Below are 23,177 nucleotides of genomic sequence, written 5' to 3'. Positions count from 1 at the left end.
CCTTAGCGATTTCACTTCTGCCGGAGCACTCAGATGACAGCACAACCTCAGGAACTTCTCATTCGCCGCCCAGACGACTGGCATATCCATCTTCGTGATGATGAGATGCTGAAAACCGTGCTGCCCTTTACCAGTGAGGTTAACGGTCGGGCAATTGTGATGCCGAATCTGGTTCCTCCGGTGACCAGCGTGGCGGCAGCCGTCGCCTATCGTGACCGCATTATGGCCGCTATTCCTGCGGGACATAATTTTACCCCGCTGATGACCTGCTATCTCACCGACTCTTTGGATGCAGATGAAGTGGAAAAGGGATTTACCGCAGGGGTGTTTACGGCCGCAAAACTCTATCCGGCCCATGCCACTACTAACTCCAGTCACGGTGTCACCAATATTGCCAGCATCGCCAGCGTGCTTGAACGCATGCAGAAAATCGGCATGCCGCTGTTGATCCACGGTGAAGTGACTTCAGCAGAGATTGATATCTTTGACCGTGAGGCTCGCTTCATTGAAACCGTGATGGACCCGCTGCGTAAGCGCTATCCTGAGCTGAAGGTAGTATTTGAACATATCACTACCAAAGAAGCGGCAGCCTACGTGGAAGAAGGTAACCATCTGCTGGCGGCGACCGTGACGCCGCAACATCTGATGTTTAACCGCAACCATATGCTGGCAGGCGGTATCCGTCCCCATCTCTACTGCCTGCCGATCCTGAAGCGTAACGTGCATCAGGAGGCGCTGCGTAAAGTCGTGGCTTCCGGCAACAATCGCTTCTTCCTGGGGACGGATACTGCCCCCCACCTGCGGCACTTAAAGGAAGCGAGCTGCGGCTGTGCAGGCGTGTTCAATGCCCCCTCTTCACTGCCAGCGTACGCCACCGTTTTCGAAGAGATGGATGCGTTGCAGCACTTTGAAGCCTTCTGTTCTGAAAATGGCCCGCGCTTTTATGGCCTGCCACTGAACGAAGGCCGGATCAAACTGGTACGCAAGCCCTGGAAAGTGGCTGAAAGCATCACGCTGGGCGAGCACGCCCTGACGCCGTTCCTGGCCGGCGAAACGCTGAACTGGACCGTATCGCTCTGAATCCATCAGGAAAATAACATAAACTGATTGCCTTCGGATCTGACACTGTATATATTCACAGTATCTTATCCGGAGGCTTTTATGCGTATTGAAGTCACTGTAGCAAAAACCACATCCCTGCCCGCTGGCGCTATTGATGCGCTGTCGTCAGAACTCATTAAACGTATTGACCAGCACTTTCCTGAAGTCACTAACAGCGTCTCTGTTCGCTACGCGGCTGCCAATAACCTCACCGTGATGGGAGGTGGCAAAGAAGCCAAAGATCGTATTACCGAGATCCTGCAGGAAACCTGGGAGAGCGCCGACGACTGGTTCATCACGGATTAGCCCGGCGGGTCACTCTTTTTGCCGTTGTTTGCCGGGTTTCGCCACCCGGCTTTTTTGTTTTTGTCACCAGGACTCGCCGATTTCGCGCTGAGGTTGTAGACTGATTGACTTCAGCTATAAGCGGGGACGGCACCATGAACAGTGAAAATCCTGAAGAAGCGATGACGTTTGGGGAACTGCTGGCGCTGATTGCCGATCAGCAACGTCGCCTGAGCGTACTGGAAAGCGCCTTTGCCAACCTCTCTTTCTGTCTGGATGAGAAGGCGGCTTCGTTGCTGATCCACAGCCTGCGGCTGGAAGCGCAAAATCAGGAGCGCGATGAAAATATGCAGCAGCATTTTTCCCATTTAGCCGAGGCGTTGGTAAAACGGCACGGGGTGATTAATATTCAGCCAGACGTTGAGCGCTGACGGAACTTTTCTTTATTCCCTGTGCGTTATTTTTTTGTGCGGCTTACGCTTATTTAAAAACTTTAATCAATCTCTCTTCTCCTGGCCCGCTAAAATTTCGTTCTGCGTCAAGCTAAAATCCTGTTATAATTACTTTGCTCTATGAAAAAAAGGCCGCATTGAACCTCGATAAATCACTTCGTTATCAATATTAATACGAGTAATAAGGGGGTTATAATGGACAGAAACAAAGATGTAATCCAGACACATCCCCTCATCGGGTGGGATATCAGTACTGTAGATACGTATGATGCCATGATGATCCGCCTGCACTCGCTTACGTCTAATGAACAGCAATCTGACGAAGCAGAAGTGGGACAGACGTACTGGTTAACCACTGATGTTGCCAGACAGTTCATCTCGATTCTGGAAGCTGGCATAGCCAAAATAGAAGCAACAGATTACCTGGACAGAGATTACCAGAAGCATTAAGTTCTCACGCTTGAAGGCACCCTTGTGGTGCCTTTTTCATTACCGCGACATTTTGCTATTCTGCACCCTTAACCTGATCAACAAAGGAGCCAGGTGCAGATGGTTTATGACTTAATTGTGGTAGGAAGTGGTTCAGTGGGCGCCGCAGCCGGCTGGTATGCCACTCAGGCTGGCCTGAAGGTGCTGATGATTGACGGCGCCCATCCGCCACATACTCAAGGCAGCCATCATGGGGAAACCCGTCTGATTCGCCATGCCTATGGCGAAGGGGCGCGATATGTCCCGCTGGTGCTTCGGGCACAGGCGCTATGGGACGAGCTGGAAAAACAGTGTGGCGATCGAATTATGCATCGCTGCGGCGTGATTAACCTGGCTCCGGCAACCTCTGAATTTATCCGCAACGTAGAGCAAAGCGCTGAAACCTATGCGCTCCCCGTAGAGAAGCTGAGCGGCGCTGAAGCGAAAGCTCGCTGGCCTCAACTCACTGTTCCCGATGACTATACCGGCATTTTCGAGCCGCAATCCGGCTACCTGAAATCAGAAGTGGCTATCCGGCACTACATCCGTCTGGCTGAAGAGGCGGGATGCGCGCAGCTGTTTAATTGTGCCGTGAGTGCGATTGAAGAGCAGGACGGATTGCAGCTGGTCCAGACGCCGGAAGGCCCCTTCAAAGCCCGTAAGCTTCTGCTGAGTGCCGGAACCTGGGTAAAAACATTGCTGCCTGAGCTGCCCGTTACGCCGGTGCGCAAAGTATTTGCCTGGCATCAGGCGGATGGTCGCTACAGCGAAAATAATAAATTCCCCGCGTTTACCGTAGAGATGACTGACGGATCGCATTTTTATGGCTTTCCGGCGGACAATAACGCCATTAAAATCGGGCGGCATGATGGCGGGCAACCCATTACCTCTCCAGAACAGCGTAAACCCTTTGGTACTGTGGCTGACGATGGCAGCGAGCTTTTTTCTTTCCTGCGGCACGTATTGCCGGGCGTGGGCGTTTGCCTGCGGGGAGAAGCCTGCACTTATGATAATACCAGCGATGAAGATTTTATTATCGATACGCTGCCAGGCTCGCCAGACCGGCTTATTATTACCGGCCTTAGCGGTCACGGTTTTAAATTTGCCAGCGTGCTGGGAGAAATTGCAGCCGGTTTTGCGCAAAATAAAACGGCTGAGTTTGATTTATCTCCGTTCTCACTATCACGGTTTTAATTATTAAGGGCAGAAATAAAAAACCGGGCCTGGCCCGGTTTTTTATTTCAGAAATTTATTCAGGCCTATTTAACGCGGCGGCATCTTTCTTCTGTTGACGGAGCCGTAGCTTTTTCACCAGCTTGTGCGCCTCGGCTTCATTCGCCACCGCGGGTGCAGAACCGGTCAGCGGCTTGCGGGCCGTCTCACGTAACGTGAAGACGGTTATCACTCCGATCACCCCGGCGCCCATCAGATAATAGGCAGGCATCATCAGGTTATGCGTCGTCGCTACCAGCCAGGTGGTGATCAGTGGCGTGGTGCCGCCAAACAGCGAGACCGACAGGTTGAAACCAATCGCCAGCGCGCTGTAGCGAATATCCGTAGCGAACAAAGCGGGCAGCGTGGCAGGCATGGAGCCGCTGAAACAGGTGTGGATCACCCCGAGCACGATCAGGCCAAGGAACACCAGCCACATATTGCCGGAGCCAATCATCATCATGCAGGGAACCGCCAGCACAATAAGGCCAATTGCCCCCGCCCAAATCACCGGACGGCGTCCCAGGCGGTCGTTCCAGTGGCCCCAGAACAGGGTCAGCGGCATCATCACGAACATCACCACCAGAATCAACAGCAGGCTGCTCATCTCGCTGAGGCCCAGTATCCCGGTCAGGTAGCTCGGCATATAGGAGGTCAGCATATAGTTAGAGACGTTAAACAGCAGGACCAGGCCGATACATTTCAGCATCTGCGCACGGTACTTGCTCAGCATCTGGAACAGCGTCAGGCGTGGTTTGCTGTGCTCCAGCGCTTCCTGCTTTTCCATATGCTTCTGAAACGCAGGCGTCTCTTCCAGCTTGAGTCGCACATAAAGCCCGAACAGGCCTAAGGGTGCGGCGATAAAGAAGGGAATACGCCAGCCCCAGCCAAGCAGCGTCTCTTCACTCATCACCGCCGTCAGGATGGTGACCAGACCGGCACCAAGCAGATACCCTCCCAGCGTACCAAACTCCAGGAAGCTGCCCATAAATCCACGACGATTATCTGTGGAATACTCAGCAATGAAGGTAGCAGCACCGCCATACTCACCGCCGGTAGAGAAGCCCTGTACCAGACGAGCAACCAGCAGCAGCACCGGAGCAAATATCCCAATGCTGTCATAGCCGGGAATGATGCCTATACAGAATGTCCCTATCGACATCATGATCATGGTGATCGCCAGCACTTTCTGCCGACCAATCCTGTCGCCTAATGGGCCAAAGACCAGACCGCCGACGGGACGAACCAGAAACGCCGCCGCAAAAGCGCCGAAAGTAGCCAGTAACTGCGCGGCGGCATTACCACCGGGGAAGAAGACTTTCCCCAGCGTGACGGCAAGGTAGCTGTAAACGCCGAAGTCGAACCACTCCATCGCATTGCCTAACGCAGCCGCACCTACGGCGCGCTTCAACATGTCAGCATCAACAATGGTGATATCATCAACGGTGAGTTCTTTCTGTTTTTTACGCCAGAAATGCTTCTTTGGCGGTTGGCTGGACTCTGAATCAGTGCTCATAATTTCTCCGTGGTGCCTGAGGGTAGTGAGCAGCGTCATAGCTTTCGTTGCCAGCGAGGGAAGTAAAGAAGGGAATGAAAGCTATAAAGCAGCAAAATAATCCGGGGATTTACACATTAACAACATCTCTTTACGCTTACTGACTCTATACGACAGTCTGTTAATTATCAAGTTTGTGACAGTTATCGCTTTTATTGCGCATAATTTTTATTGCATGCGCTCCTTTCATCGCTATATCTGGCGTAATCCTCTTTTTGCCGCGTTGGTCAAACCTTTCCTCTCCTCTGCTATGTGTTCTCTGCTCCCTTTAATGAGTTAAATTAACCATTCACGGCGCTCAACGCTGACATAAAGTGACAAATCACTGACAAAAATTTATATTTATATCAAATTTACCGACAAATTATTTTTTATCCATCCTCGACTTAACCGACTGTTTAAACCGGATAAATAAGATGAAATGTTTAAAACTGACAATAATTATGTTCATTATTTCTATACTTAATCAATTATTTTGAATTAAAGGCATTATTTACTTACATCATGTAATAATTGATTGCTTTTATGTTTTGGCCCGGTCAGTCTTGGCAAAAAATAACCGGGCAGAAAATAGCTATGCTGTTAAAAAATACCTCTACTCGTTTTGGCTCTGTCAGCCTGCTGCTTCACTGGCTGGTAGCGCTTGCGGTTTATGGCATGTTTGCGTTGGGCCTCTGGATGGTTACGCTGGGCTATTATGATAGCTGGTATCACCCTGCGCCGGAGCTGCATAAAAGTATCGGTATCACGCTTTTTGTCGTGATGATCTTTCGGGTAATCTGGCGTTTTTTCTCGCCACCACCCGCTCCCCTTAGCAGTTACTCCTCCCTGACCCGTATCAGCGCCCTGGCAGTCCATCTGCTGCTGTATGGCATTTTGTTCGCCATTTTTATCAGCGGCTATCTGATCTCTACTGCCGACGGTAAACCTGTTGAAGTTTTTGGCCTGCTGTCTGTGCCTGCCACGCTGGAAGGATTTGGCGAGCAGGCCGATCTGGCCGGTGATATTCATCTCTGGCTGGCCTGGAGCGTGGTGATCCTCTCCGTGCTGCACGGCTTAGCTGCATTGAAACACCATTTTATTGACGGCGACAGCACGCTTAAGCGAATGCTGGGTAGCCGTGTTGATTAACCTCTGAAAAGGAACACACTATGTTGAAGAAAAGCCTGACAGGTTTGACCGCCGCAGTTTTACTGGTGAGCAGTGGTGCGGCTTCCGCCGCCGAATACAAAATTGATAAACAGGGGCAGCACGCTTTTGTGCAGTTCCGCATTCAGCACCTGGGTTACAGCTGGCTGTATGGCACCTTTAAGGATTTTGACGGCAGCTTCACATTTGACGAGGCCGATCCCACCAAAGATAAGGTGAACGTTACGCTGAATACCAACAGCGTGGATACCAATCACGCTGAGCGCGATAAGCACCTCCGCAGCGCAGAGTTCCTCAACGTGGCAAAATTCCCACAGGCGACCTTCGTCTCAACCAGCGTGAAAAAGGATGGGGATGAACTGGATATTACCGGCAACCTGACGCTGAATGGCGTCACCAAACCCGTGACGCTGGAAGCGAAAAAACTGGGCGAAGGCAAAGATCCGTGGGGAGGCTATCGTGCAGGATTTGAAGCAGAAACGAAAATTGCCCTGAAAGATTTCAATATCACTACCGATTTAGGGCCAGCTTCTCAGAATGTAGAGCTGATGATCTCTGTTGAGGGGGTCCGTCAGTAGCTGAGAGAAAATAGCCGTAAAATGAGTTTCGGGCCGGTTGCAGTCAACAGGCCCGAACTATTTATTCCCCGGAAGGAATTTTCAGCGTCATGCTGAGCTTGCCGCGAGACTTATTAAAAATCTTATTGCCATTTTCCCGGCCCGCGCGACGTGCGCGCTGCTCTTCCGGCGTCAAGGCCAGCTCTTCCATGCAGATTGGGCTACAGCAGGCCTGATACTTTTCTGCACAGCTGTCGCACTGAATAAACAGCAGATGGCAGCCATCATTCTTGCAGTTGACGTGGGTATCGCACGGGGTGCCACACTGATGGCAGTGTGCAATAACATCGTCTGAAATACGTTCACCCATCCGCTCATCAAAGACAAAGTTTTTCCCCCTGAAGCGCACAGGTAAACCCTGCTCACGAGCGCGGCGTGCGTACTCAATAATACCGCCCTCAATGTGATAAACGTTTTCAAAGCCGTTATGACGCATCCACGCGCTGGCCTTTTCACAACGGATACCGCCCGTGCAGTACATCACGATTTTTTTATCTTTATCCTCTTTCAGCATCTCAACCGCCATCGGCAGCTGATCGCGGAAAGTATCGGCGGGGATCTCCAGTGCGTTGTCGAAATGCCCCACTTCATATTCATAGTGGTTGCGCATATCCACAAACACCGCGTCCGGGTCATCCAGCATGGCATTAACGTCACCCGCCTTCAGATAGCCCCCGACATCGCTTGCATCAAAGGTTTCATCGGTAATGCCATCCGCCACGATACGCTCACGCACTTTAAGGCGCAGCACCCAGAACGACTTTCCATCATCATCCAGCGCAATGTTCATGCGGAGATTATTCAGCGCCGGGTGGAAAGCGTAGAGCATCGCTTTCATCGCTTCGTACTGGCTGGCTGGCACGCTGATTTGGGCGTTGATGCCTTCGGTAGCCACATAGACGCGGCCAAAAACCTTTAGTTTGGTCAACGCCACATAGAGCGCATCACGAAAAGCTTTCGCATCGTCGAGGGTAAAATATTTGTAGAAAGAGACTGTGGTACGCGGTTCGGCTTCGGCCAGCATGCGCGCTTTCAGCTCTTCATTGGAAACAAGGTTATGTAACACTGGCATGGTGTACGTTCCTGCGTTCAAGAGAGAAATTTTGCGGGCGCTATCATACCTGATTGCCAGAGGATGCAAACCGAAAAATTTATGCCGCAGCGGTTGTTTTACGGGCAAAAAAGCGCCAGTCAGCCGGTTAAAAGCATACCCTGTTCAACATCACAAAAAATTTTACCTATAGTTAGCCTTTAGCGTCAGTCTGATAAACCCACCGGAGAAATTGCATGAGCCAACTTTTTACGCCCATTACGTTGGGGAAGTTAACGCTTGAAAACCGTATTACCATTGCCCCTATGTGCCAGTACTCTGCAGACGCGGGTAAAGCTACGGCCTGGCATCGCATCCATTTAGGGAATCTTGCGCTCTCGGGAGCCGGCTTACTGATTATTGAAGCCGCTGCCGTTGAAGCCGCGGGGCGGATTACACCGCAGGATTTAGGTCTCTGGAATGATGAGACTGAACAGGCACTGGGCGACGTGCTGAAGGATGTGCGTCACTACTCTCCTATGCCTGTTGGTATTCAGCTGGCTCACGCCGGTCGCAAAGCCTCTACGGATGTGCCATGGCGTGGCGGCGGCTTCCTGAAGCCGGAACAGGGCGGCTGGCAGACCTCCGCTCCCTCGGCGCTGCCCTATAATGATGAAGACGGTAAGCCAGAAGCACTGACCAAAGCGCGTATTGAAGAGATCAAGCAGTCGTTTGTGGATAGCGCTGTACGAGCCGATCGTATGGGCCTGGATCTGGTCGAGGTGCATGCTGCGCACGGCTATTTGCTCCATCAGTTCCTTTCCCCTCTCTCTAACCAGCGGGAAGATGAGTATGGCGGCACGCTTGAGAACAGAATGCGTCTGACGCTTGAAGTTTTCCGCGAAGTTCGCCGTGTATTCCCGGCTGATAAACCCGTTGGAGTCAGAATTTCCGCCACGGACTGGGTTGAGGGCGGCTGGGATCTGCAACAGTCGATTGAGCTGAGCAAAGCGCTGGCTGCGGAAGGCTGTGCCTATATCCATGTTTCCAGCGGCGGCCTGTCGCCTGAACAACAAATTGCAGTAGGGCCGAACTATCAGGTGCCATTCGCCGAAGCGATCAAAGAGGTAGTGGATATCCCTGTTATCGCCGTTGGATTGATTACCGAGCCGGAACAGGCTGAAGCGCTGTTGACCAACAAGCAATCCGATATGGTCGCTCTGGCGCGCGGAATGCTGTATGACCCGCGCTGGCCATGGCATGCGGCAGCTAAACTGGGTGCGAAAGTTCACGCTCCTGAACAGTACTGGCGCTGCGAACCTCATGAGGTCAAAGGGCTGTTTAACCAGTAGCCCGGTCGCCGCTCTCCCGGTTGTGGCGGGCGGCGTCACAAAATAGCTCTCCTGTTGCGGGTTATTTCAGTTCAATGCCAAAAAATGGCACAATAGGGCATAAATAAAAAATCACGGGCAGCATAATGATGCCCCTTTTTTTCGAACTGGAAACTCATGACTCAGTTGCCTCAATTTACGCGTGCGTTGTTGCATCCCCGTTATTGGTTTACCTGGTTAGGTATAGGTTTCCTCTACCTGCTGGTCCTGCTGCCCTACCCCGTGCTCTATCACCTTGGCTGCGGTCTTGGCCGACTTTCCATGCATTTTATTACGCGCCGTGTAGAGGTAGCGCGCCGTAATCTGGAACTCTGTTTCCCCAGCATGCCGGAAGCGGAACGTGAAGCGATGGTAGTGCGTAATTTTGAATCGGTCGGCATGGGCCTGATTGAAACCGGTATGGCCTGGTTCTGGCCTGACTGGCGCATCAGAAAATGGTTTCATGTCAGCGGTCTGGAGCATATTGAAAAGGCGCATCGGGAGGGCAAAGGCGTACTGCTGATCGGCATGCACTTTCTGACCCTGGAGCTGGGCGCTCGCATTTTTGGTATTCATAACCCGGGCATTGGCGTTTATCGCCCGAATGACAATGCGCTTATCGACTGGCTGCAAACCTGGGGCCGGATGCGCTCCAATAAAAGCATGCTGGATCGCAAAGATCTGAAGGGCATGATCCGCGCCTTAAAAAATGGCGACATTATCTGGTATGCGCCCGATCATGATTACGGCCCAAAAAGCAGCGTTTTCGTTCCCTTCTTCGGCGTGGAAAAAGCGGCGTCCACCAAAGGCAGCTATCTGCTGATCCGTAGCGGTCAGCCTGCCGTTATCCCTTTTGTGCCGCGCCGTCTGCCGCACGGCAAAGGGTATGAAATGGTGATTTTGCCGGAAGAGCAGGCGATGCCGCTGGATGATGAGGCAGCCACCGCTGCGCGCATGAATAAGGTCGTTGAGCATGGCGTACTGATGGCACCCGAGCAGTATATGTGGCTCCATCGCCGCTTTAAAACTCGTCCGGCTGGCGAAGCCTCACTCTATTAGTTCTTATTCTCTGCGTATCCTGAGAGTGGCAGGCTGATTGCTGTCACGCTCAGGAGGCGGATAAATGATCCCGCAGGCTACAGAGTGAACTATGCCGTCTGCTAAACGCCTCTCTCACATCACCTTACTGGCAAAAAATTTGTTCGTTGCCAGCTTCAGCCCGCTGCTGCCTTTCTACCCGTACCTTCTCTTGCCGGGAAGCCGGACTGTAATCTGCCTCTGCGCCCCGTCTGCTGTAAATCTGATCATCGGCTTTTCCAGTCGTGACCGCATCAGTAACTTACTGAAACATCATGATAAAATCATCTGATAACTTTTTTTGCTCTCAGGTTTTCCCCTGACCAAACTTCGACTATCCTTCTAAAACCTGAAAATGAAGTTATGGAGAAATCCCCATGAGCATGTTTGCAACGCTGGAAGAGGCCATAGACGCCGCGCGTGAAGAGTACCTTGCGGCAAACCCGGAAGTGGAAGAAGCTGATGCTTCGGTTGGTCAGTTCAACCTGCAGAAGTATGTGATGCAGGATGGCGATATCATGTGGCAGGCCGAATTCTTTACCAATGAAGGTGACGAAGGAGAGTGCCTCTCTCTGCGCAGCGGCGAAGCAGCTCAGGCTATTTTTGATGATGACTTCGACGAAATTGAACTGCGTCAGGAGTGGTTACCTGAAAATACGCTGCACGAGTGGGACGAAGGGGAGTTTCAGCTTGAGCCGCCGCTGGATACGGAAGAAGGCAAGGCCGCAGCGGACGAATGGGAAGATGATAACAGCGATTCTGATCGCTACCAGTAATCCTGCCCGATAGCGCAAGCCTGTCAGCCCGGTAAATTCTGCCGGGCTACTTATTCGTAAGGGCCATGTTGAGCATCAACAGGCAATAACAGCGTATCAACAACCAGTGACAGCGGCAGATCGATAATTGTCAGAAAGCGCCAGGGCGTGTCACGAACGTCCCACTGCACGCCGGGATAATATTGATTACCATGCCCCTGGCCTGGAAAAGTGCGGCTGATAATGCTGCCACAACCGCTCAGCACCAGCACGCTCAGGGCGAGCAGCAGGCTGCGGAATAGTATCTTCATCACCCTTATACCTTTATCTGTAAAAAACACGCTATTGTAGAGTAACCCGGCCCTGCCGTTCAGGCAAAACAGGTAAAATTTCCGTCAGTTTTTTGTCATTCTTTCCGCCGGGAAAAACATAAAAAAAGGCCGGGAGAGCTTCCCGGCCTTTATGCTTTTCAACCTTTAAGGTTTTGACTGAATCGCCTGCGGATTCATTTTCAACGACTTATAGTAATCGAACCAGTCGTGATACTTGTCAGCATGCTGCCACAAGCGGTAATGCATCCTTGAGAGCATCACCGGATCGCTGAGCAGCGTCAGGCGACGATCGCGGTCCAGCTTCGCCGGTGATTCACTTAACGCCTGATCGACCTGACGATCGCGGGCGAATTCCAGCACATCACTTTTCTGGTGGCGAGAGGTGGCCATCGCGCTGGCGAGGGCATTAAATGACGGGTTAAACACCGCGTGCATAAAGCCATCCTTCAGCGCGCGCTCGCGGTTCAGTTCGAGATAGCGGTCAGTATCCATCAGCTCTTTTGGCGGCTCATACTCTTCCGGGATCAGGAACAGATTGGCGCGTTTAGAGGCGTTACCTGTTGTAGAGCGGCTTGAGTAGACCGAAACAAAAGGCGACAGGATCAGCGAGAAGACGATCGGTGCCAGCCACCACAGGAAGTTCAGGTCAAGCCAGCCCATTCCTGCTGCCCAGACGATACCCAGCGCCATCTGCCAGCCGTGGCGCTTGAACGCTTCGCTCCATGGCGTGGCATCATCATCACGCTGCGGTGAATTCCAGACCACTTCCCAGCCCAGGAAGGCGCTGACCACAAAAATGGTATGGAACAGCATACGCACCGGTGCCAGCAAGACCGAAAACAACATCTCCAGGAACAGAGACAGAGTGACACGCATCACGCCGCCATACTGTTTCGCACCTTTAAACCAGATCAGCATGATACTGAGCAGCTTCGGCAGGAACAGCAGAACCATGGTGGTCGAGAAGAGTGCTATCGCCAGTTCAGGACGCCACTGCGGCCAGACGGGGAACAGCTGCCGGGGCTGCAGGAAGTACTGCGGCTCCATCAGCGTGTGCACCACCTGTAGCGCGGTTGAGAGCGCCAGGAACATGAACCACAGCGGCGCAGAGAGATAGGACATTACCCCTGTCAGGAATACCGCACGGTGAACCGGGTGCATTCCTTTTACCAGGAACAGGCGGAAGTTCATCAGGTTACCGTGACACCAGCGGCGATCTCGCTTGAGCTCATCCAGCAGGTTTGGCGGCAGCTCTTCATACGAACCGGGCAGATCGTAAGCAATCCACACGCCCCAGCCCGCACGACGCATCAGCGCCGCTTCCACGAAGTCGTGGGAGAGGATGGAACCGGCAAACGAGCCTTCACCTGGCAATGGCGCCAGCGCACAGTGTTCAATAAACGGCGCAACGCGGATAATGGCGTTATGCCCCCAGTAGTGGGATTCCCCAAGCTGCCAGAAATGCAGACCAGCGGTAAACAGCGGGCCATATACGCGGGTAGCAAACTGCTGGCACCGGGCATAGAGCGTATCCATACCTGAGGCTTTTGGCGAAGACTGGATAATACCGGCGTTCGGGTTGGCTTCCATCATGCGTACCAGACCGGTCAGACACTCACCGCTCATCACGCTGTCCGCATCCAGCACCACCATGTAGCTGTACTGGCTGCCCCAGCGGCGGCAGAAGTCATCGATGTTGCCGCTTTTACGCTTCACACGGCGGCGGCGACGGCGATAGAAAATGCGCCCTTCTCCGCCCACGTCACGCACCAGCTCCATCCAGGCTTTCTGCTCGGCCAGGGCGATATCGGCGTTGTAGCTGTCGCTCAGGATATAGACATCGAAATTCTGCTGTTCGCCGGTTCTGACCACCGATTCCCAGGTGGCGCGCAGACCCGCATATACGCGTTCCACATCTTCATTACAGATTGGCATGATCAGCGCAGTACGGTGCTCCGGGTTGATCGGCTCATCACCGTTCAGACCGTAAGAGATACTGTACTTATCCTTGCCCATCATCAGTTGCAGAAAGCCCATCAACGCCGTCCAGAAGCCGGCAGAAACCCAGCAGAACAGCACCGCGAACAGGAACAGGATCCCTGTTTGCAGCACGTAAGGCAGGATCTGCAATACCGACTGCTGCCAGTTCTGATTGGTCATCTCCATAGGATCGATCAGCGCCCAGCCCTGGTAAGGAAGAATGGTTTTCATATACCAGGTCGCTACAACAGTCTGTGCAATGGTCAGCAGCAGCAATATATAGCGGCGGATCGAGCCAACATGTCGCCACTTATCTTCCTGCCGCTGCTCTTCAGCATTGGCATAGCGATGGGTAGATTTGCGGCCACGGACGGAATCCCAGGCGCGCGCAACCGGGTTGGTGCGCCAGGCTTCCGGATACATGGAGGAGCGGGTGTGACGAGGCATCGCCTTCAGCGTGGTGCGGTTGAGTTCATCAGTGTCGAACTGTTCCCCGTTGCCCAGTGAATCTGGCCAGCTCATCTCAATACGTGATTTGACCGACTCCAGAGGCGCGTCGTCAGGACGCGCCTCTGCAGGGGCGCCTTGCGCGAGCGTATGGTGCAGCTGAACAAACGCCTCCTCGGGCTGTTCAGGCAGCGTCTCACGCAGCGCCCCTTTCCGCTCCGGGGAAAGGGGCAGCGCATCAATATAGTCAGTGGGTAGTGCAGTAGGCTTATTCATTGGCAGGCAACTGATAGCTCCAGGTTTCTGTCAGCGTCTTATCACCGTTCATCAGCGCAGCACGCATTTCGGTAGCTTGCTTGTTGTCTTTAATGCGTAAACGCATAACGAGACGCCAGCCTTTAGTGACCGGATTATAGCGCACGCTATTTTCCACCAGCTCACCGTTGTTACCGATGCTGACCTGCGGCGTAACCTGGGTAGTATCCGGCAGCTTACTCATCTCCTGACCGGTAAAATCAACCACAAAGGCTACGGTGCCATCAGGCTGGCGGACCAGGTTAGACTGTTTCACGTCGCCCGTTGAACGCAGCGTATCTTTCACATAAGCCATATCTGGCGAATGCAGCTGGCTCTCGTCGCGGGTGAAGTGCAGACGATATTTAAAGTTCATCTCTTTGCCAGGATCGGGCAGGTTTTCCGGCGTCCAGAACGCAACGATGTTGTCGTTGGTTTCGTCGGCCGTTGGGATCTCAACCAGCTCTATGCGGCCTTTACCCCAGTTACCCTGCGGTTCAATCCAGCCACTTGGACGGAGATCGTAACGATCGTCCAGATCCTGGTACTGGTCGAAGTCACGTCCGCGCTGCAGCAGCCCAAAGCCTTTCGGGTTCTCGACGGTAAAGGTGCTGACCGCCAGATGTTTCGGATTGTTGAGCGGACGCCAGATCCATTCGCCGTTGCCGGCATGGATAGAGAGACCGTTGGAATCATGTAACTGCGGACGGAAGTTCAGGTTTGGCGAAGGTTGGTTCGGCCCAAACAGGAACATACTGGTCAGCGGCGCCACTCCGAGCTTGCCAACTTTGTCGCGCAGGTAAACTTTAGACTGCACGTCTACGGTGCTCTCTTTACCTGGGGTAATCAGGAAGCGGTAAGCCCCTGTTGCCCGTGGAGAGTCCAGCAGTGCATAGATCACCAGATGCTTATCAGAAGGTTTTGGACGTTCAATCCAGAACTCTTTAAAGCGTGGGAACTCTTCACCGGACGGCAGCGCCGTATCGATAGCCAGACCACGAGAAGAGAGACCGTAAACCTGGCCTGCACCAATAACCCGGAAATAGCTCGCGCCCAGGAAGCTGGTGATCTCATCATCTTTCTTATTTTTACTGTTTAGTGGATAAAGCACCTTAAACCCGGCAAAACCGAGGTTTTTCACCGTTTCCGGATCGTGTTTTACGTTGCCAAAGTTAAAGTAATCGGGTGAATATTTAATTTGTCGAACCGTTGAAGCGGTGACTTCATTAATCTGCACCGGCGTGTCGAAGTACATTCCTTGATGATAGAACTCAAGCTTGAATGGGGTCTTCAGCTTACTCCAGTAGGCTTTGTCACGATTGAACTGAATCTGCTGATAATCCGCATATTTCATCTCGCGCAGTTGGGAAGGCAAATTGCTTTTCGGCGCTTCATACCCTTTCCCGGCCAAATCTTTTGCCTGCTTTGCTACATCATCAATGTTGAATGCCCAGCTTGAGCTGGCATACATTGACAGCAAAACCGTTACGCCTAACCAGCGCAATTTCATCAGTTTTGGCTTATTTTTCATTTTAATCAGCACATCCCCCCCTTTCGTGTGCTTAAATCAATCCTATCCATCTTAATGGATTATTCAGCATTCCGACAGCTCGGCAATGATTTAGTTCCTCGCCTTCTCTGCTGTAAGCGCCCTATTCTCAAGTGCTTAGCGGATACAGATTAGCCTGATAGTATACTCGCCAATTCTCGCCTAAAGTGAGCGTTAAGCTTTAGCGTGGTTCAGGGTGAACCACTGCAATAACGTGTTGAATACTGGATGATTATGACGACAAAGAAACAGGAAAGAGAATATTTTTTTGATTCAATCAGGGCTTATTTAATGTTGTTGGGCGTGCCCTTTCACGTCTCCCTGATTTATTCCACGCAGCTCTGGTCGGTTAATAGTCCAGCACCTTCTGAATGGCTTACCCTGCTAAATGATTTTATTCATGCTTTCCGCATGCAGGTGTTTTTCGTCATTTCCGGCTATTTTTCCTACATGCTCTATCTGCGCTACAGTTCCGGAGAGTGGCTGAAAGTGAGGCTGGAACGCGTAGGTATCCCTATGCTGGCGGCCATCCCTCTTCTGACGGTGCCGCAGTTCTTTATGATTAAGGCCTGGACCAGCAAGATAGGTGACTGGCATGGCTTCTCTCTTTACCAAAAATTTAACGCCCTTGCATGGGATTTGATTTCGCACCTCTGGTTCCTGCTGGTGCTGGTGGTTCTGACCACCCTCGGTCTGTGGTTATTCAAATGGCTGCGTGACGGTAAAGGAGCAAAAACAGAGTATTCCGAGGTTACCTGGACGAAATTAACTTTTGCCATTCTGCTTTGCGCCCTCGCGTGGGGAGCGATTCGCCATCTGTTGTTCCTTTATGCTCCGCTAATGCTGAGCGACGGGCTGTTTAACTATGCGGTAATGCAATCCCTGTTCTTCCTGCCGTTCTTCGTGCTGGGCGCCCTCTCCTGGAAATATCCGGCGCTTAAGGCGCTGTTTGTCAAACCTGTGCCCTGGACGTTTATCGGCTCCGCTCTGGCTTTCGTTGCCTATGTTCTGAACCAGACTTACAGCAAAGGCGAAGGGTGGCTCTATGAGATTGATGCCATTGTTTCCATGACTATGGGTCTGTGGATGGTGAATGTGGTCTTCTCACTGGGCCACCGCCTGCTTAATTCCCATTCGCCTCGCGTGACTTATCTGGTCAACGCCTCGCTTTTTATTTACCTTGTGCACCATCCGCTGACCATTCTGTATGGCATCTTCCTGGTGCCCCATATCACCAGTAACACCCTGGGCTTCTTTACCGGGCTGCTTTTTGTGTTTGGCATCGCGTTTCTCCTTTACGAGATCCACCTGCGTATTCCGTTTCTGCGCTTCCTGTTCTCAGGTAAACCGCAGCGCTGAATAGAAAGGGCGGATAATTTCCGCCCTTTTCTTTTACCCGACCCACCGCCTGCCTAAAGCAACCACTCGATAGGCAAACGCCATACCAGTCGCACCAGCAGCCGCTGCATAAAGCGGGTACGGGGTTCATGTTTATGAACCTGTTCTCTTTCACCTTCGCCAGGGTATTCCACCCAGTTCACCCGCCCCCACTTATCCAGGCGCAGCGTCCAGGCACGTTCCTGTATCTGTTTAATAAAGCGTTGGTGAATGCTGCTGGCCAGCGTTTCGCTCTCGATAACAAAACCCATCTCGGTGTTCAGCATGGCTGAACGGGGATCAAAATTGAACGATCCGATAAAGACTTTTTCGTTGTCCACGCTGAAAGTTTTGGCATGCAGGCTGGAGCCTGAATTACCGGTGAGGCCACGGTCATGGGGCGCTTCACGCGTGTCGGAGTGCGGCTTGAGTTCATAGAGGGTGATGCCGTGCCGCAGCAGCTTCTTACGCCATTTGGCATAGCCCGCATGCACTATAGAGACATCATTCGCAGCCAGAGAGTTAGTCAGAATGGCGATCTTTACGCCGTTTCTCACCAGCGAAAGCAGTTGCGCCACACCGGCGCGGGTCGGCACAAAATAGGCGGAGATGATATCGAACTGCGACTGAGGTTTGCCAATCACTTCCAGCATGCGCTGCGGCAGTAACGATCCCGCTTTAGCCTTACCCAGCCCTTTACGGGGATCGTCGCTCAGCAGACGCGTTTGCGCCCAGACCAGCGGCAGATCGCCCGCTTCCAGCTGCGTAACAAAGGAGGAAGCGTGGATGCGTTCAAGATAACGTTCTACCTGCGGATCGTTGCGCCAGGCTTCGGGCAGCCTGACGGCGGCTTGTGCCAGCTCCTCATCAATATCAACCACCTTGTTAAAAGGTTCAACGGCACGGCTCATCCAGTAGCGTTCAAAATCTTTTTCAACTTCCCCAACCACCGGCCCGATGGCCAGCACGTCCAGGTCAGAAAAGAGTGGCGCTTCGCCCGCTCCAAAATATTCATCGCCCACGTTGCGTCCGCCGACAATGGTCGCTTCCCCATCTACGGTGAAACTTTTGTTGTGCATACGGCGGTTGAGCCGGGCAAAATCGGTCAGATAACCCAGCGCCCGCAGCGTACGAAAAGAAAAGGGATTAAAGAGGCGGATCTGGATATTTTTATGTTTAGAGAGCTGACTTAACGTCTCATCCAGCCCCATGGTGTTGTTGTCATCCAACAGCAAACGGACCTGAACCCCCCGATCGGCAGCCTCCAACACGGCGCTGAACAGCAACCTGCCAGACATATCGTTCTGCCAGATATAGTACTGAATATCCAGCGTATGCTCTGCCATACTCATCAACAGATAGCGGGCGGCAAAGGCATCAAGCCCATCTTCAAGAGGATGGATGCCGCTGTGTTCAGGGTGATTTTCCACCAGCGGCGATACGGCACGGGTCAGCCGGGAGTGCTCAAAGGCTGGCTCGTAGGGTTCCGGGGTGTAGGCTTCAGCCATCAATTGTCCTTAGTTCAGGGAAATTCCTGCTGGATCTATTATCAATGCAGTTGAGTGACTTTGTCATGCGACTGTTCTGATTGCGGTCAGTTTAGCCAGGTAGTCTAGACTTAGCGCAGTGCGTTGCGATAGCCCTTGCGAAGAGGAAGATGCCATGAATACCGACACGCTAACCCCTGCCACCCAGCGCCACCAGCCAACGCTGTTCAAAAGCTTCTTTCAGGGCAGTTTTGCCTGCTCAACCGCCTGTCGTGACGAAGGCAAGCGTGTGGACCTGGTGGTCAACAGCGGTCACGATACGCTACTTAATAAAGATTATGCGCAACTGGCAGCAGAAAATTTGCTGACCGCCCGGGACGGTGCCCGCTGGTATCTGATAGAGAAACAGCCTGGCGAATATGACTGGTCTACCTTTTTGCCGATGTTACATGCAGCAAAAAAACACGAAATAGAGATGATCTGGGAGCTGGCGCATTTTGGCTGGCCCTCGGGGCTGGATATCTGGCAGCCGGAGTTTATAGATCGTTTTGCCGCTTTTGCCCGCGCGGCCGCCTGCCTGATGCGTGATGAAGGATTTGACGCCCCCTTTATCACCCCAATGAACCAGATCTCTTTCTGGTCCTGGGCCGGAGGTGACGTAGCCTGGTTCAATCCTGGCGTAACGGGCCGTGGCAGAGAATTAAAGCAGCAGCTGGTTCGTGCCTCTCTGGCAGCTATGCGCGCCATTCGGGAAGAGTTGCCAGCGGCAAAATTCGTGCTGACCGATCCGCTGGTTCATGTAGCGACTGCGGAACATTCGGACGCCAGCCAGCAGAATGCCCGTCAGCAACATGAGGCGCAGTTTGAGGCGTGGGATATGCTTTGCGGTCGTCTGCAACCGGAATTAGGGGGCGATCTTTCCCTGTTCGATGTTGTAGGGGTGACCTGGTATCCCGATAATCAGTGGTATATCACGGGTGAACCGCTTGAGCCGCATCAGCCCGAATATCGTTCACTCGCCTCTTTACTGGAGGAGATTTGGCAGCGTTACCAGCGCCCATTGCTGATTGCGGAAACGGGCGCCGAGGGTGACAAGCGCGTGCCCTGGCTGAAATATGTTGTAGAGCAAACGAGCGCGGCACTGGATAAAAGCGTGCAGGTGGAGGGCATCTCTCTTTTTCCAGCCGTTGACTATCCTGCCTGGGCGGACGCGCGGCGTTCACCCGGCGGCCTGTTTGGTCTGCCCGATGCTAACGGCAACAGAACGATTTATGAACCTTATGCCCTTGAGATCCGCAGTCAGTTAATCAAGATGAAGCAGGCCGATCGGCCCTCATCCTCTGAATCCAGTCCTGAGTGAAGGCCATCTTAACCATGGGCAGGCGGTTGGTCAGGTCATCCACAGGGTGATGATCAACACAAAAACGATCAGCGTAAATGACGTGAGGGCGAGAGCAACGATAGCGAACTGAGCATCGTCCAGCGATAAGTGGGGCTCTTCGGAAAAATCGTGTTCAGAACGGTTGTTCATTTTTTATCATCATCTGCTGGCCCAACGTCCCCTGTCTGAAGCCAGTATATTTTATAGGCTCGCCTTCATTGGGCGAAACCGGATGATCCATAATTTATTCAGGGGATTACAAAAATTTCGCAGCAAAATTTTTGCTTTGACTTTTCCCTGTCAATCGATTCCCTCTCCCCTGATATCAGGAAGACTGTACTATAGCATAGTCTGACCCTGATAAAATGGTCAGTCTGCTGAGAAGCCGGAAATAAAAATTTTTCGCAGAAGGCCAGACTTAAGCGCTTAAATTCAGCCGTTGAACCGGCTTATGTCGCTATTCCGACGCATTTCTTTCTGGTAATAAAATGGGCCGCTGGTGCGGCCCTTCAGGATCAGAAATCGTAAGAGAGCGAAAGCTTTAACTCACGCGGATCTCCCTGATAGATGTAGGTGCCATAGCTCTCCACCCCCGACCAGTACTTTTCGTTGGTGACGTTTTCCACAGCCAGACGCCAGGTCAGTTCATTCTGCTGCACTTTCATCCGGTAACGCATACCCAGATCCAGCGTGGTATAACTGTCGAGCTTTTTCGTGTTCGCTTCGTTAGCATACTGCGAGCCGGAGTGGGTCAGCCGAGCCAGCGCCGTCAGGCCTTCCACAGGTTTGATATCATACTCCGCACTCAGCACGGTGTAGAAATTCGCCACGCCGACAGCATTTTTGCCGTCATAGGCGCCCCCTTCTGTTTTACTCATCTCAGGATCAAGCCAGGTTGCGCTGCCGTTTAACCGCACGCCATAGAGAGGCTCGCCGAAGACGTTCAGCTCAACGCCGCGGTTACGCTGTTCACCATACAGGCCAAAAACATTCGTTTGCTGGTTGATAATGCCTTTCGGCTTTTTGATTTCAAACAGTGCCAGCGATCCGCCAATATTACCGTAATCGACTTTCATGCCGATTTCGTTCTGTTTAGAGAGTGAAATCCCGGTGACTTGTCCGACGTTGACCGCCCCCGTAGAAGCAGTTTCGCCAGGCTGTAAGGCCTCGATATGGTTCGCATAGAACGAGACGGTTTCCCAGGGCTTCACCACCAGGCCATAGCCCGGCGTCCAGCGAGACTGGGTAAAGCGTGCATCCGTGTCTTCAGCTGCCGTGCCGTAAGCATAGTTACGCACCACAACTTTCTGATGGCGCGCGCCAACGGTTAACAGGATTTTGTCATCAACAAAGCCCAGCGTATCGGAAAGCAGCAAACCTTCCGTGCGGATACGGCTGGTTGGACGAGGGTCATCAAGGTCGCCGCCGAAGAAGGTGTTAGCCGGAGCCGCTACCGCCGTGGTGTTGTAGATATTGGTGGCTGAAGAGGTCAGCGCCATACCATAAGCGGTTTTTTCGCGTTTGGTCTGAGCGGCATAACCAACATTAACGCTGTGGCTGACCACGCCCGTGTCGAATTTACCGCGGATCCCCGCCATGCCGCTGAAAGCATCGACAATTTTGTTGGTGTCCATGCGCCCAATGGTGGCTGAGCCGTCTGCATCGGTGAGTTTCGGCGAGGCATAAGCGCCCGTTTCATGCGAGTGCTGTCCACCCGTTGCGCCATAGATCGTCCAGTCCGGCGTAATATCATATTCGGCACGCGCCATGCCGAATTCGCTTTCCAGATCGCTGTAGACCCAATCCTGGCTGTAGTTGCTGGTAGCGCGAGGAACTTCCGGTATGAAGTCCACACCGCTGATGTTTACGCCCAGTCTTCCGCCGTGGTAAGCCTGTTTTTGATAACCCAGATCCAGCGAGGTTCGCAGTTTATCGCCACGATAATCCAGTCCTAATGAGGCAAGGGTAGCCCGGCGTTTTTCATTATCCACTGCCGTTTCGCCTTCACGGTGCATCAGGTTAACCCGTACGCCCCACTGATTGTTATCGCCAAAGCGGCGACCCGTATCCAGCGTGGTCCCCACCTGCGACGAAGAGGTGTAATCCACTCCCAGACGCGTCAGCGGGATCTCTTCAGCATGTTTAGGTTCAAGGTTGATCATGCCACCGACGCCAGAAGAGGCGGAACCATTGATTAAAGCATTCGAGCCTTTGAAGACTTCAACGCGATCGATCATTTGCGTGGAGACAACCTGACGAGGCATCACGCCCGGTAATCCACCCAGCGTCATATCATCGCCATCCAGATCAAACCCACGGATGCGATAAGTTTCCGCAAAGTTACCGTAGCCCTGCACGTTCTGTACTGATGCATCATTGGCTACCACATCTTTCAGTGTTGTAGCCTGCTGATCCTGGATCATTTTAGAGGTGTAGCCAATAACGTTAAACGGTACGTTTTTGGCTTCCTGTTCGCCCAGCATGCCCAACCGCCCACCGTTAGCAACCTGGCCATCCAGATAAGCAGGTACCAGTTGGTCGCCGCCAGCTTTGAAGCTCTCATCCGGCGTAGCCACTACGGTCATGGTGTCTTCGGGATTTTCCGCTTTTTTCGCGGCAGAACCGTCACTGTTCGCTGCCCAGGCAGGCGCAGTCACGGCCGCAATAAAGGCAGCCAGTAGCGTTAATTTAAAACCATTCTGATGTGAAGAGAGGGTCGCCATTACAATTCCCTGATAATTAATACAATTGATAATCATTATTATTCGGATTGCGATTATCTCCAGAAGTGTCTTAATTGCAAGTCAAAAATGCAGCATTAACGGGATCGGAAGTGACCAGTTTTTACCGGATATGCGGGGAAGATGTTTCAGCAGTAAGGCGCAATGACCGAATGTTTTGGTGATAAGGTCAGGCGTAAGGGCACGTTATCTGGAGGAAGTGGTGGCACGGTTCGGGACGATGGGAGTTATGTGGCTTGAGGTAAGGGTATGTTGTCTGGGTGAACTGGTGGTACGGTTCGGGATGATGGAGTTTTATATGGCTTGTTTTAAAGGCACGTTGTCTGAGGGATATGTAGCCAGGTCAGGGAGAGGGGGCTGAACACAAAAACGCCGTGAACCCCTCCGTGGGGGCTGCGAAGCGGCGTCCATGCCGCTTAGCTTTTGCTTATCAGCCCCCTCTCCCTTCCCCACGGCATTGGTGTTGCCTGTTACAGAAAACCAACGTCCAGGTCCAGGCCCAGGTCCAGGTCCAGGTC

Annotated in this window: 20 protein-coding genes; 12 read left to right on the top strand and 8 right to left on the bottom strand. The window is 52.6% G+C overall.

Translation table 11 applies throughout. The features are described 5' to 3' along the window. The first annotated feature begins 33 nt into the window (after positions 1-33). The 5 genes from pyrC (at position 34) to solA (ending at position 3,500) form a co-directional block, all read left to right on the top strand. Positions 34-1,080 (top strand): dihydroorotase, encoded by a 1,047-nt coding sequence (gene pyrC / locus SD961_RS12280; protein ID WP_318790645.1) that lies wholly within the window; start codon positions 34-36, stop codon positions 1,078-1,080. 81 nt (positions 1,081-1,161) lie between these two features. Continuing rightward, complete coding sequence (dinI, locus tag SD961_RS12275; RefSeq protein ID WP_306206432.1) at positions 1,162-1,407, top strand: DNA damage-inducible protein I; 246 nt, start codon at positions 1,162-1,164, stop codon at positions 1,405-1,407. A gap of 134 nt (positions 1,408-1,541) precedes the next feature. After that, positions 1,542-1,817, top strand: a complete 276-nt coding sequence (locus SD961_RS12270; protein WP_318790644.1) for a hypothetical protein — start codon at positions 1,542-1,544, stop codon at positions 1,815-1,817. 216 nt (positions 1,818-2,033) lie between these two features. Next, entirely contained in the window at positions 2,034-2,288 is a 255-nt protein-coding gene (gene bssS, locus SD961_RS12265) for a biofilm formation regulator BssS (RefSeq protein ID WP_318790643.1), read from the top strand. A 99-nt stretch (positions 2,289-2,387) separates the two neighbouring features. After that, positions 2,388-3,500 (top strand): N-methyl-L-tryptophan oxidase, encoded by a 1,113-nt coding sequence (solA, locus tag SD961_RS12260; RefSeq protein ID WP_318790642.1) that lies wholly within the window; start codon positions 2,388-2,390, stop codon positions 3,498-3,500. Positions 3,501-3,555: 55 nt separating this feature from the next. Here solA and proP read toward each other — a convergent pair whose 3' ends face one another. After that, a complete protein-coding gene (gene proP, locus SD961_RS12255; protein ID WP_318790641.1) occupies positions 3,556-5,034 on the bottom strand; it encodes a glycine betaine/L-proline transporter ProP in 1,479 nt (492 codons plus the stop codon). A 615-nt stretch (positions 5,035-5,649) separates the two neighbouring features. Here proP and SD961_RS12250 point away from each other — a divergent pair. Then, the gene (locus SD961_RS12250; protein ID WP_318790640.1) at positions 5,650-6,204 is read left to right on the top strand and encodes a cytochrome b; all 555 of its coding nucleotides are present in this window, start codon (positions 5,650-5,652) and stop codon (positions 6,202-6,204) included. Between the two features lie 23 nt (positions 6,205-6,227). Beyond that, positions 6,228-6,800: a YceI family protein gene (locus SD961_RS12245; protein WP_318790741.1), complete on the top strand. Its 573-nt coding sequence runs from the start codon at positions 6,228-6,230 to the stop codon at positions 6,798-6,800. A gap of 61 nt (positions 6,801-6,861) precedes the next feature. Here SD961_RS12245 and SD961_RS12240 read toward each other — a convergent pair whose 3' ends face one another. After that, positions 6,862-7,911, bottom strand: a complete 1,050-nt coding sequence (locus tag SD961_RS12240; RefSeq protein WP_318790639.1) for a rhodanese-related sulfurtransferase — start codon at positions 7,909-7,911, stop codon at positions 6,862-6,864. A gap of 215 nt (positions 7,912-8,126) precedes the next feature. Between SD961_RS12240 and SD961_RS12235 the strand changes: the two genes are divergently transcribed. The 3 genes from SD961_RS12235 (at position 8,127) to SD961_RS12225 (ending at position 11,092) form a co-directional block, all read left to right on the top strand. Continuing rightward, positions 8,127-9,221: an NADH:flavin oxidoreductase/NADH oxidase gene (locus SD961_RS12235; RefSeq protein ID WP_318790638.1), complete on the top strand. Its 1,095-nt coding sequence runs from the start codon at positions 8,127-8,129 to the stop codon at positions 9,219-9,221. A gap of 156 nt (positions 9,222-9,377) precedes the next feature. Further along, positions 9,378-10,298: a Kdo(2)-lipid IV(A) acyltransferase gene (locus SD961_RS12230; protein WP_318790637.1), complete on the top strand. Its 921-nt coding sequence runs from the start codon at positions 9,378-9,380 to the stop codon at positions 10,296-10,298. 395 nt (positions 10,299-10,693) lie between these two features. Then, positions 10,694-11,092, top strand: a complete 399-nt coding sequence (locus SD961_RS12225; protein WP_306206450.1) for a MysB family protein — start codon at positions 10,694-10,696, stop codon at positions 11,090-11,092. Between the two features lie 50 nt (positions 11,093-11,142). On the opposite strand, the gene SD961_RS12220 is transcribed toward SD961_RS12225, so the two are convergent. The 3 genes from SD961_RS12220 to SD961_RS12210 form a co-directional block, all read right to left on the bottom strand. Next, the gene (locus SD961_RS12220; protein ID WP_318790636.1) at positions 11,143-11,382 is read right to left on the bottom strand and encodes a YceK/YidQ family lipoprotein; all 240 of its coding nucleotides are present in this window, start codon (positions 11,380-11,382) and stop codon (positions 11,143-11,145) included. Between the two features lie 165 nt (positions 11,383-11,547). Further along, entirely contained in the window at positions 11,548-14,106 is a 2,559-nt protein-coding gene (gene mdoH, locus SD961_RS12215; protein ID WP_318790635.1) for a glucans biosynthesis glucosyltransferase MdoH, read from the bottom strand. Beyond that, on the bottom strand, positions 14,099-15,637 hold the full coding sequence (locus SD961_RS12210) for a glucan biosynthesis protein G (RefSeq protein WP_318790740.1): 1,539 nt from the start codon (positions 15,635-15,637) through the stop codon (positions 14,099-14,101). The genes mdoH and SD961_RS12210 overlap by 8 nt, the downstream gene beginning before the upstream one ends. 270 nt (positions 15,638-15,907) lie before the next feature. Here SD961_RS12210 and mdoC point away from each other — a divergent pair, with 270 nt between their 5' ends. Then, positions 15,908-17,032: a glucans biosynthesis protein MdoC gene (mdoC, locus tag SD961_RS12205; RefSeq protein ID WP_318790634.1), complete on the top strand. Its 1,125-nt coding sequence runs from the start codon at positions 15,908-15,910 to the stop codon at positions 17,030-17,032. Positions 17,033-17,085: 53 nt separating this feature from the next. Here mdoC and SD961_RS12200 read toward each other — a convergent pair whose 3' ends face one another. Then, positions 17,086-18,558: a phospholipase D family protein gene (locus tag SD961_RS12200; RefSeq protein ID WP_318790633.1), complete on the bottom strand. Its 1,473-nt coding sequence runs from the start codon at positions 18,556-18,558 to the stop codon at positions 17,086-17,088. Positions 18,559-18,712: 154 nt separating this feature from the next. Between SD961_RS12200 and SD961_RS12195 the strand changes: the two genes are divergently transcribed. Next, the gene (locus tag SD961_RS12195; protein WP_318790632.1) at positions 18,713-19,897 is read left to right on the top strand and encodes a beta-glucosidase; all 1,185 of its coding nucleotides are present in this window, start codon (positions 18,713-18,715) and stop codon (positions 19,895-19,897) included. Between the two features lie 30 nt (positions 19,898-19,927). Here SD961_RS12195 and SD961_RS12190 read toward each other — a convergent pair whose 3' ends face one another. Then, positions 19,928-20,068, bottom strand: a complete 141-nt coding sequence (locus tag SD961_RS12190; RefSeq protein WP_318790631.1) for a hypothetical protein — start codon at positions 20,066-20,068, stop codon at positions 19,928-19,930. Positions 20,069-20,433: 365 nt separating this feature from the next. Then, complete coding sequence (locus tag SD961_RS12185; RefSeq protein WP_318790630.1) at positions 20,434-22,641, bottom strand: TonB-dependent siderophore receptor; 2,208 nt, start codon at positions 22,639-22,641, stop codon at positions 20,434-20,436. Positions 22,642-23,177: the final 536 nt, after the last annotated feature.

The sequence above is a fragment of the Erwinia sp. MMLR14_017 genome, assembly GCF_033657285.1.
In the GTDB taxonomy this organism is placed as follows: Bacteria; Pseudomonadota; Gammaproteobacteria; order Enterobacterales; family Enterobacteriaceae; genus Erwinia.
This window is presented reverse-complemented; position numbering and strand designations above follow the sequence as displayed.

What these genes read in the sequence shown, in the direction of transcription:
- SD961_RS12225 (WP_306206450.1), top strand. Translation starts at nt 10,694, where the DNA reads ATGAGCATGTTTGCAACGCTGGAAGAGGCCATAGACGCCGCGCGTGAA.
- SD961_RS12200 (WP_318790633.1), bottom strand. Translation starts at nt 18,558, where the DNA reads ATGGCTGAAGCCTACACCCCGGAACCCTACGAGCCAGCCTTTGAGCAC.
- SD961_RS12190 (WP_318790631.1), bottom strand. Translation starts at nt 20,068, where the DNA reads ATGAACAACCGTTCTGAACACGATTTTTCCGAAGAGCCCCACTTATCG.
- SD961_RS12185 (WP_318790630.1), bottom strand. Translation starts at nt 22,641, where the DNA reads ATGGCGACCCTCTCTTCACATCAGAATGGTTTTAAATTAACGCTACTG.
- SD961_RS12270 (WP_318790644.1), top strand. Translation starts at nt 1,542, where the DNA reads ATGAACAGTGAAAATCCTGAAGAAGCGATGACGTTTGGGGAACTGCTG.
- SD961_RS12230 (WP_318790637.1), top strand. Translation starts at nt 9,378, where the DNA reads ATGACTCAGTTGCCTCAATTTACGCGTGCGTTGTTGCATCCCCGTTAT.
- bssS (WP_318790643.1), top strand. Translation starts at nt 2,034, where the DNA reads ATGGACAGAAACAAAGATGTAATCCAGACACATCCCCTCATCGGGTGG.
- SD961_RS12220 (WP_318790636.1), bottom strand. Translation starts at nt 11,382, where the DNA reads ATGAAGATACTATTCCGCAGCCTGCTGCTCGCCCTGAGCGTGCTGGTG.
- SD961_RS12195 (WP_318790632.1), top strand. Translation starts at nt 18,713, where the DNA reads ATGAATACCGACACGCTAACCCCTGCCACCCAGCGCCACCAGCCAACG.
- SD961_RS12240 (WP_318790639.1), bottom strand. Translation starts at nt 7,911, where the DNA reads ATGCCAGTGTTACATAACCTTGTTTCCAATGAAGAGCTGAAAGCGCGC.
- pyrC (WP_318790645.1), top strand. Translation starts at nt 34, where the DNA reads ATGACAGCACAACCTCAGGAACTTCTCATTCGCCGCCCAGACGACTGG.
- dinI (WP_306206432.1), top strand. Translation starts at nt 1,162, where the DNA reads ATGCGTATTGAAGTCACTGTAGCAAAAACCACATCCCTGCCCGCTGGC.
- SD961_RS12250 (WP_318790640.1), top strand. Translation starts at nt 5,650, where the DNA reads ATGCTGTTAAAAAATACCTCTACTCGTTTTGGCTCTGTCAGCCTGCTG.
- solA (WP_318790642.1), top strand. Translation starts at nt 2,388, where the DNA reads ATGGTTTATGACTTAATTGTGGTAGGAAGTGGTTCAGTGGGCGCCGCA.
- proP (WP_318790641.1), bottom strand. Translation starts at nt 5,034, where the DNA reads ATGAGCACTGATTCAGAGTCCAGCCAACCGCCAAAGAAGCATTTCTGG.
- mdoH (WP_318790635.1), bottom strand. Translation starts at nt 14,106, where the DNA reads ATGAATAAGCCTACTGCACTACCCACTGACTATATTGATGCGCTGCCC.
- mdoC (WP_318790634.1), top strand. Translation starts at nt 15,908, where the DNA reads ATGACGACAAAGAAACAGGAAAGAGAATATTTTTTTGATTCAATCAGG.
- SD961_RS12235 (WP_318790638.1), top strand. Translation starts at nt 8,127, where the DNA reads ATGAGCCAACTTTTTACGCCCATTACGTTGGGGAAGTTAACGCTTGAA.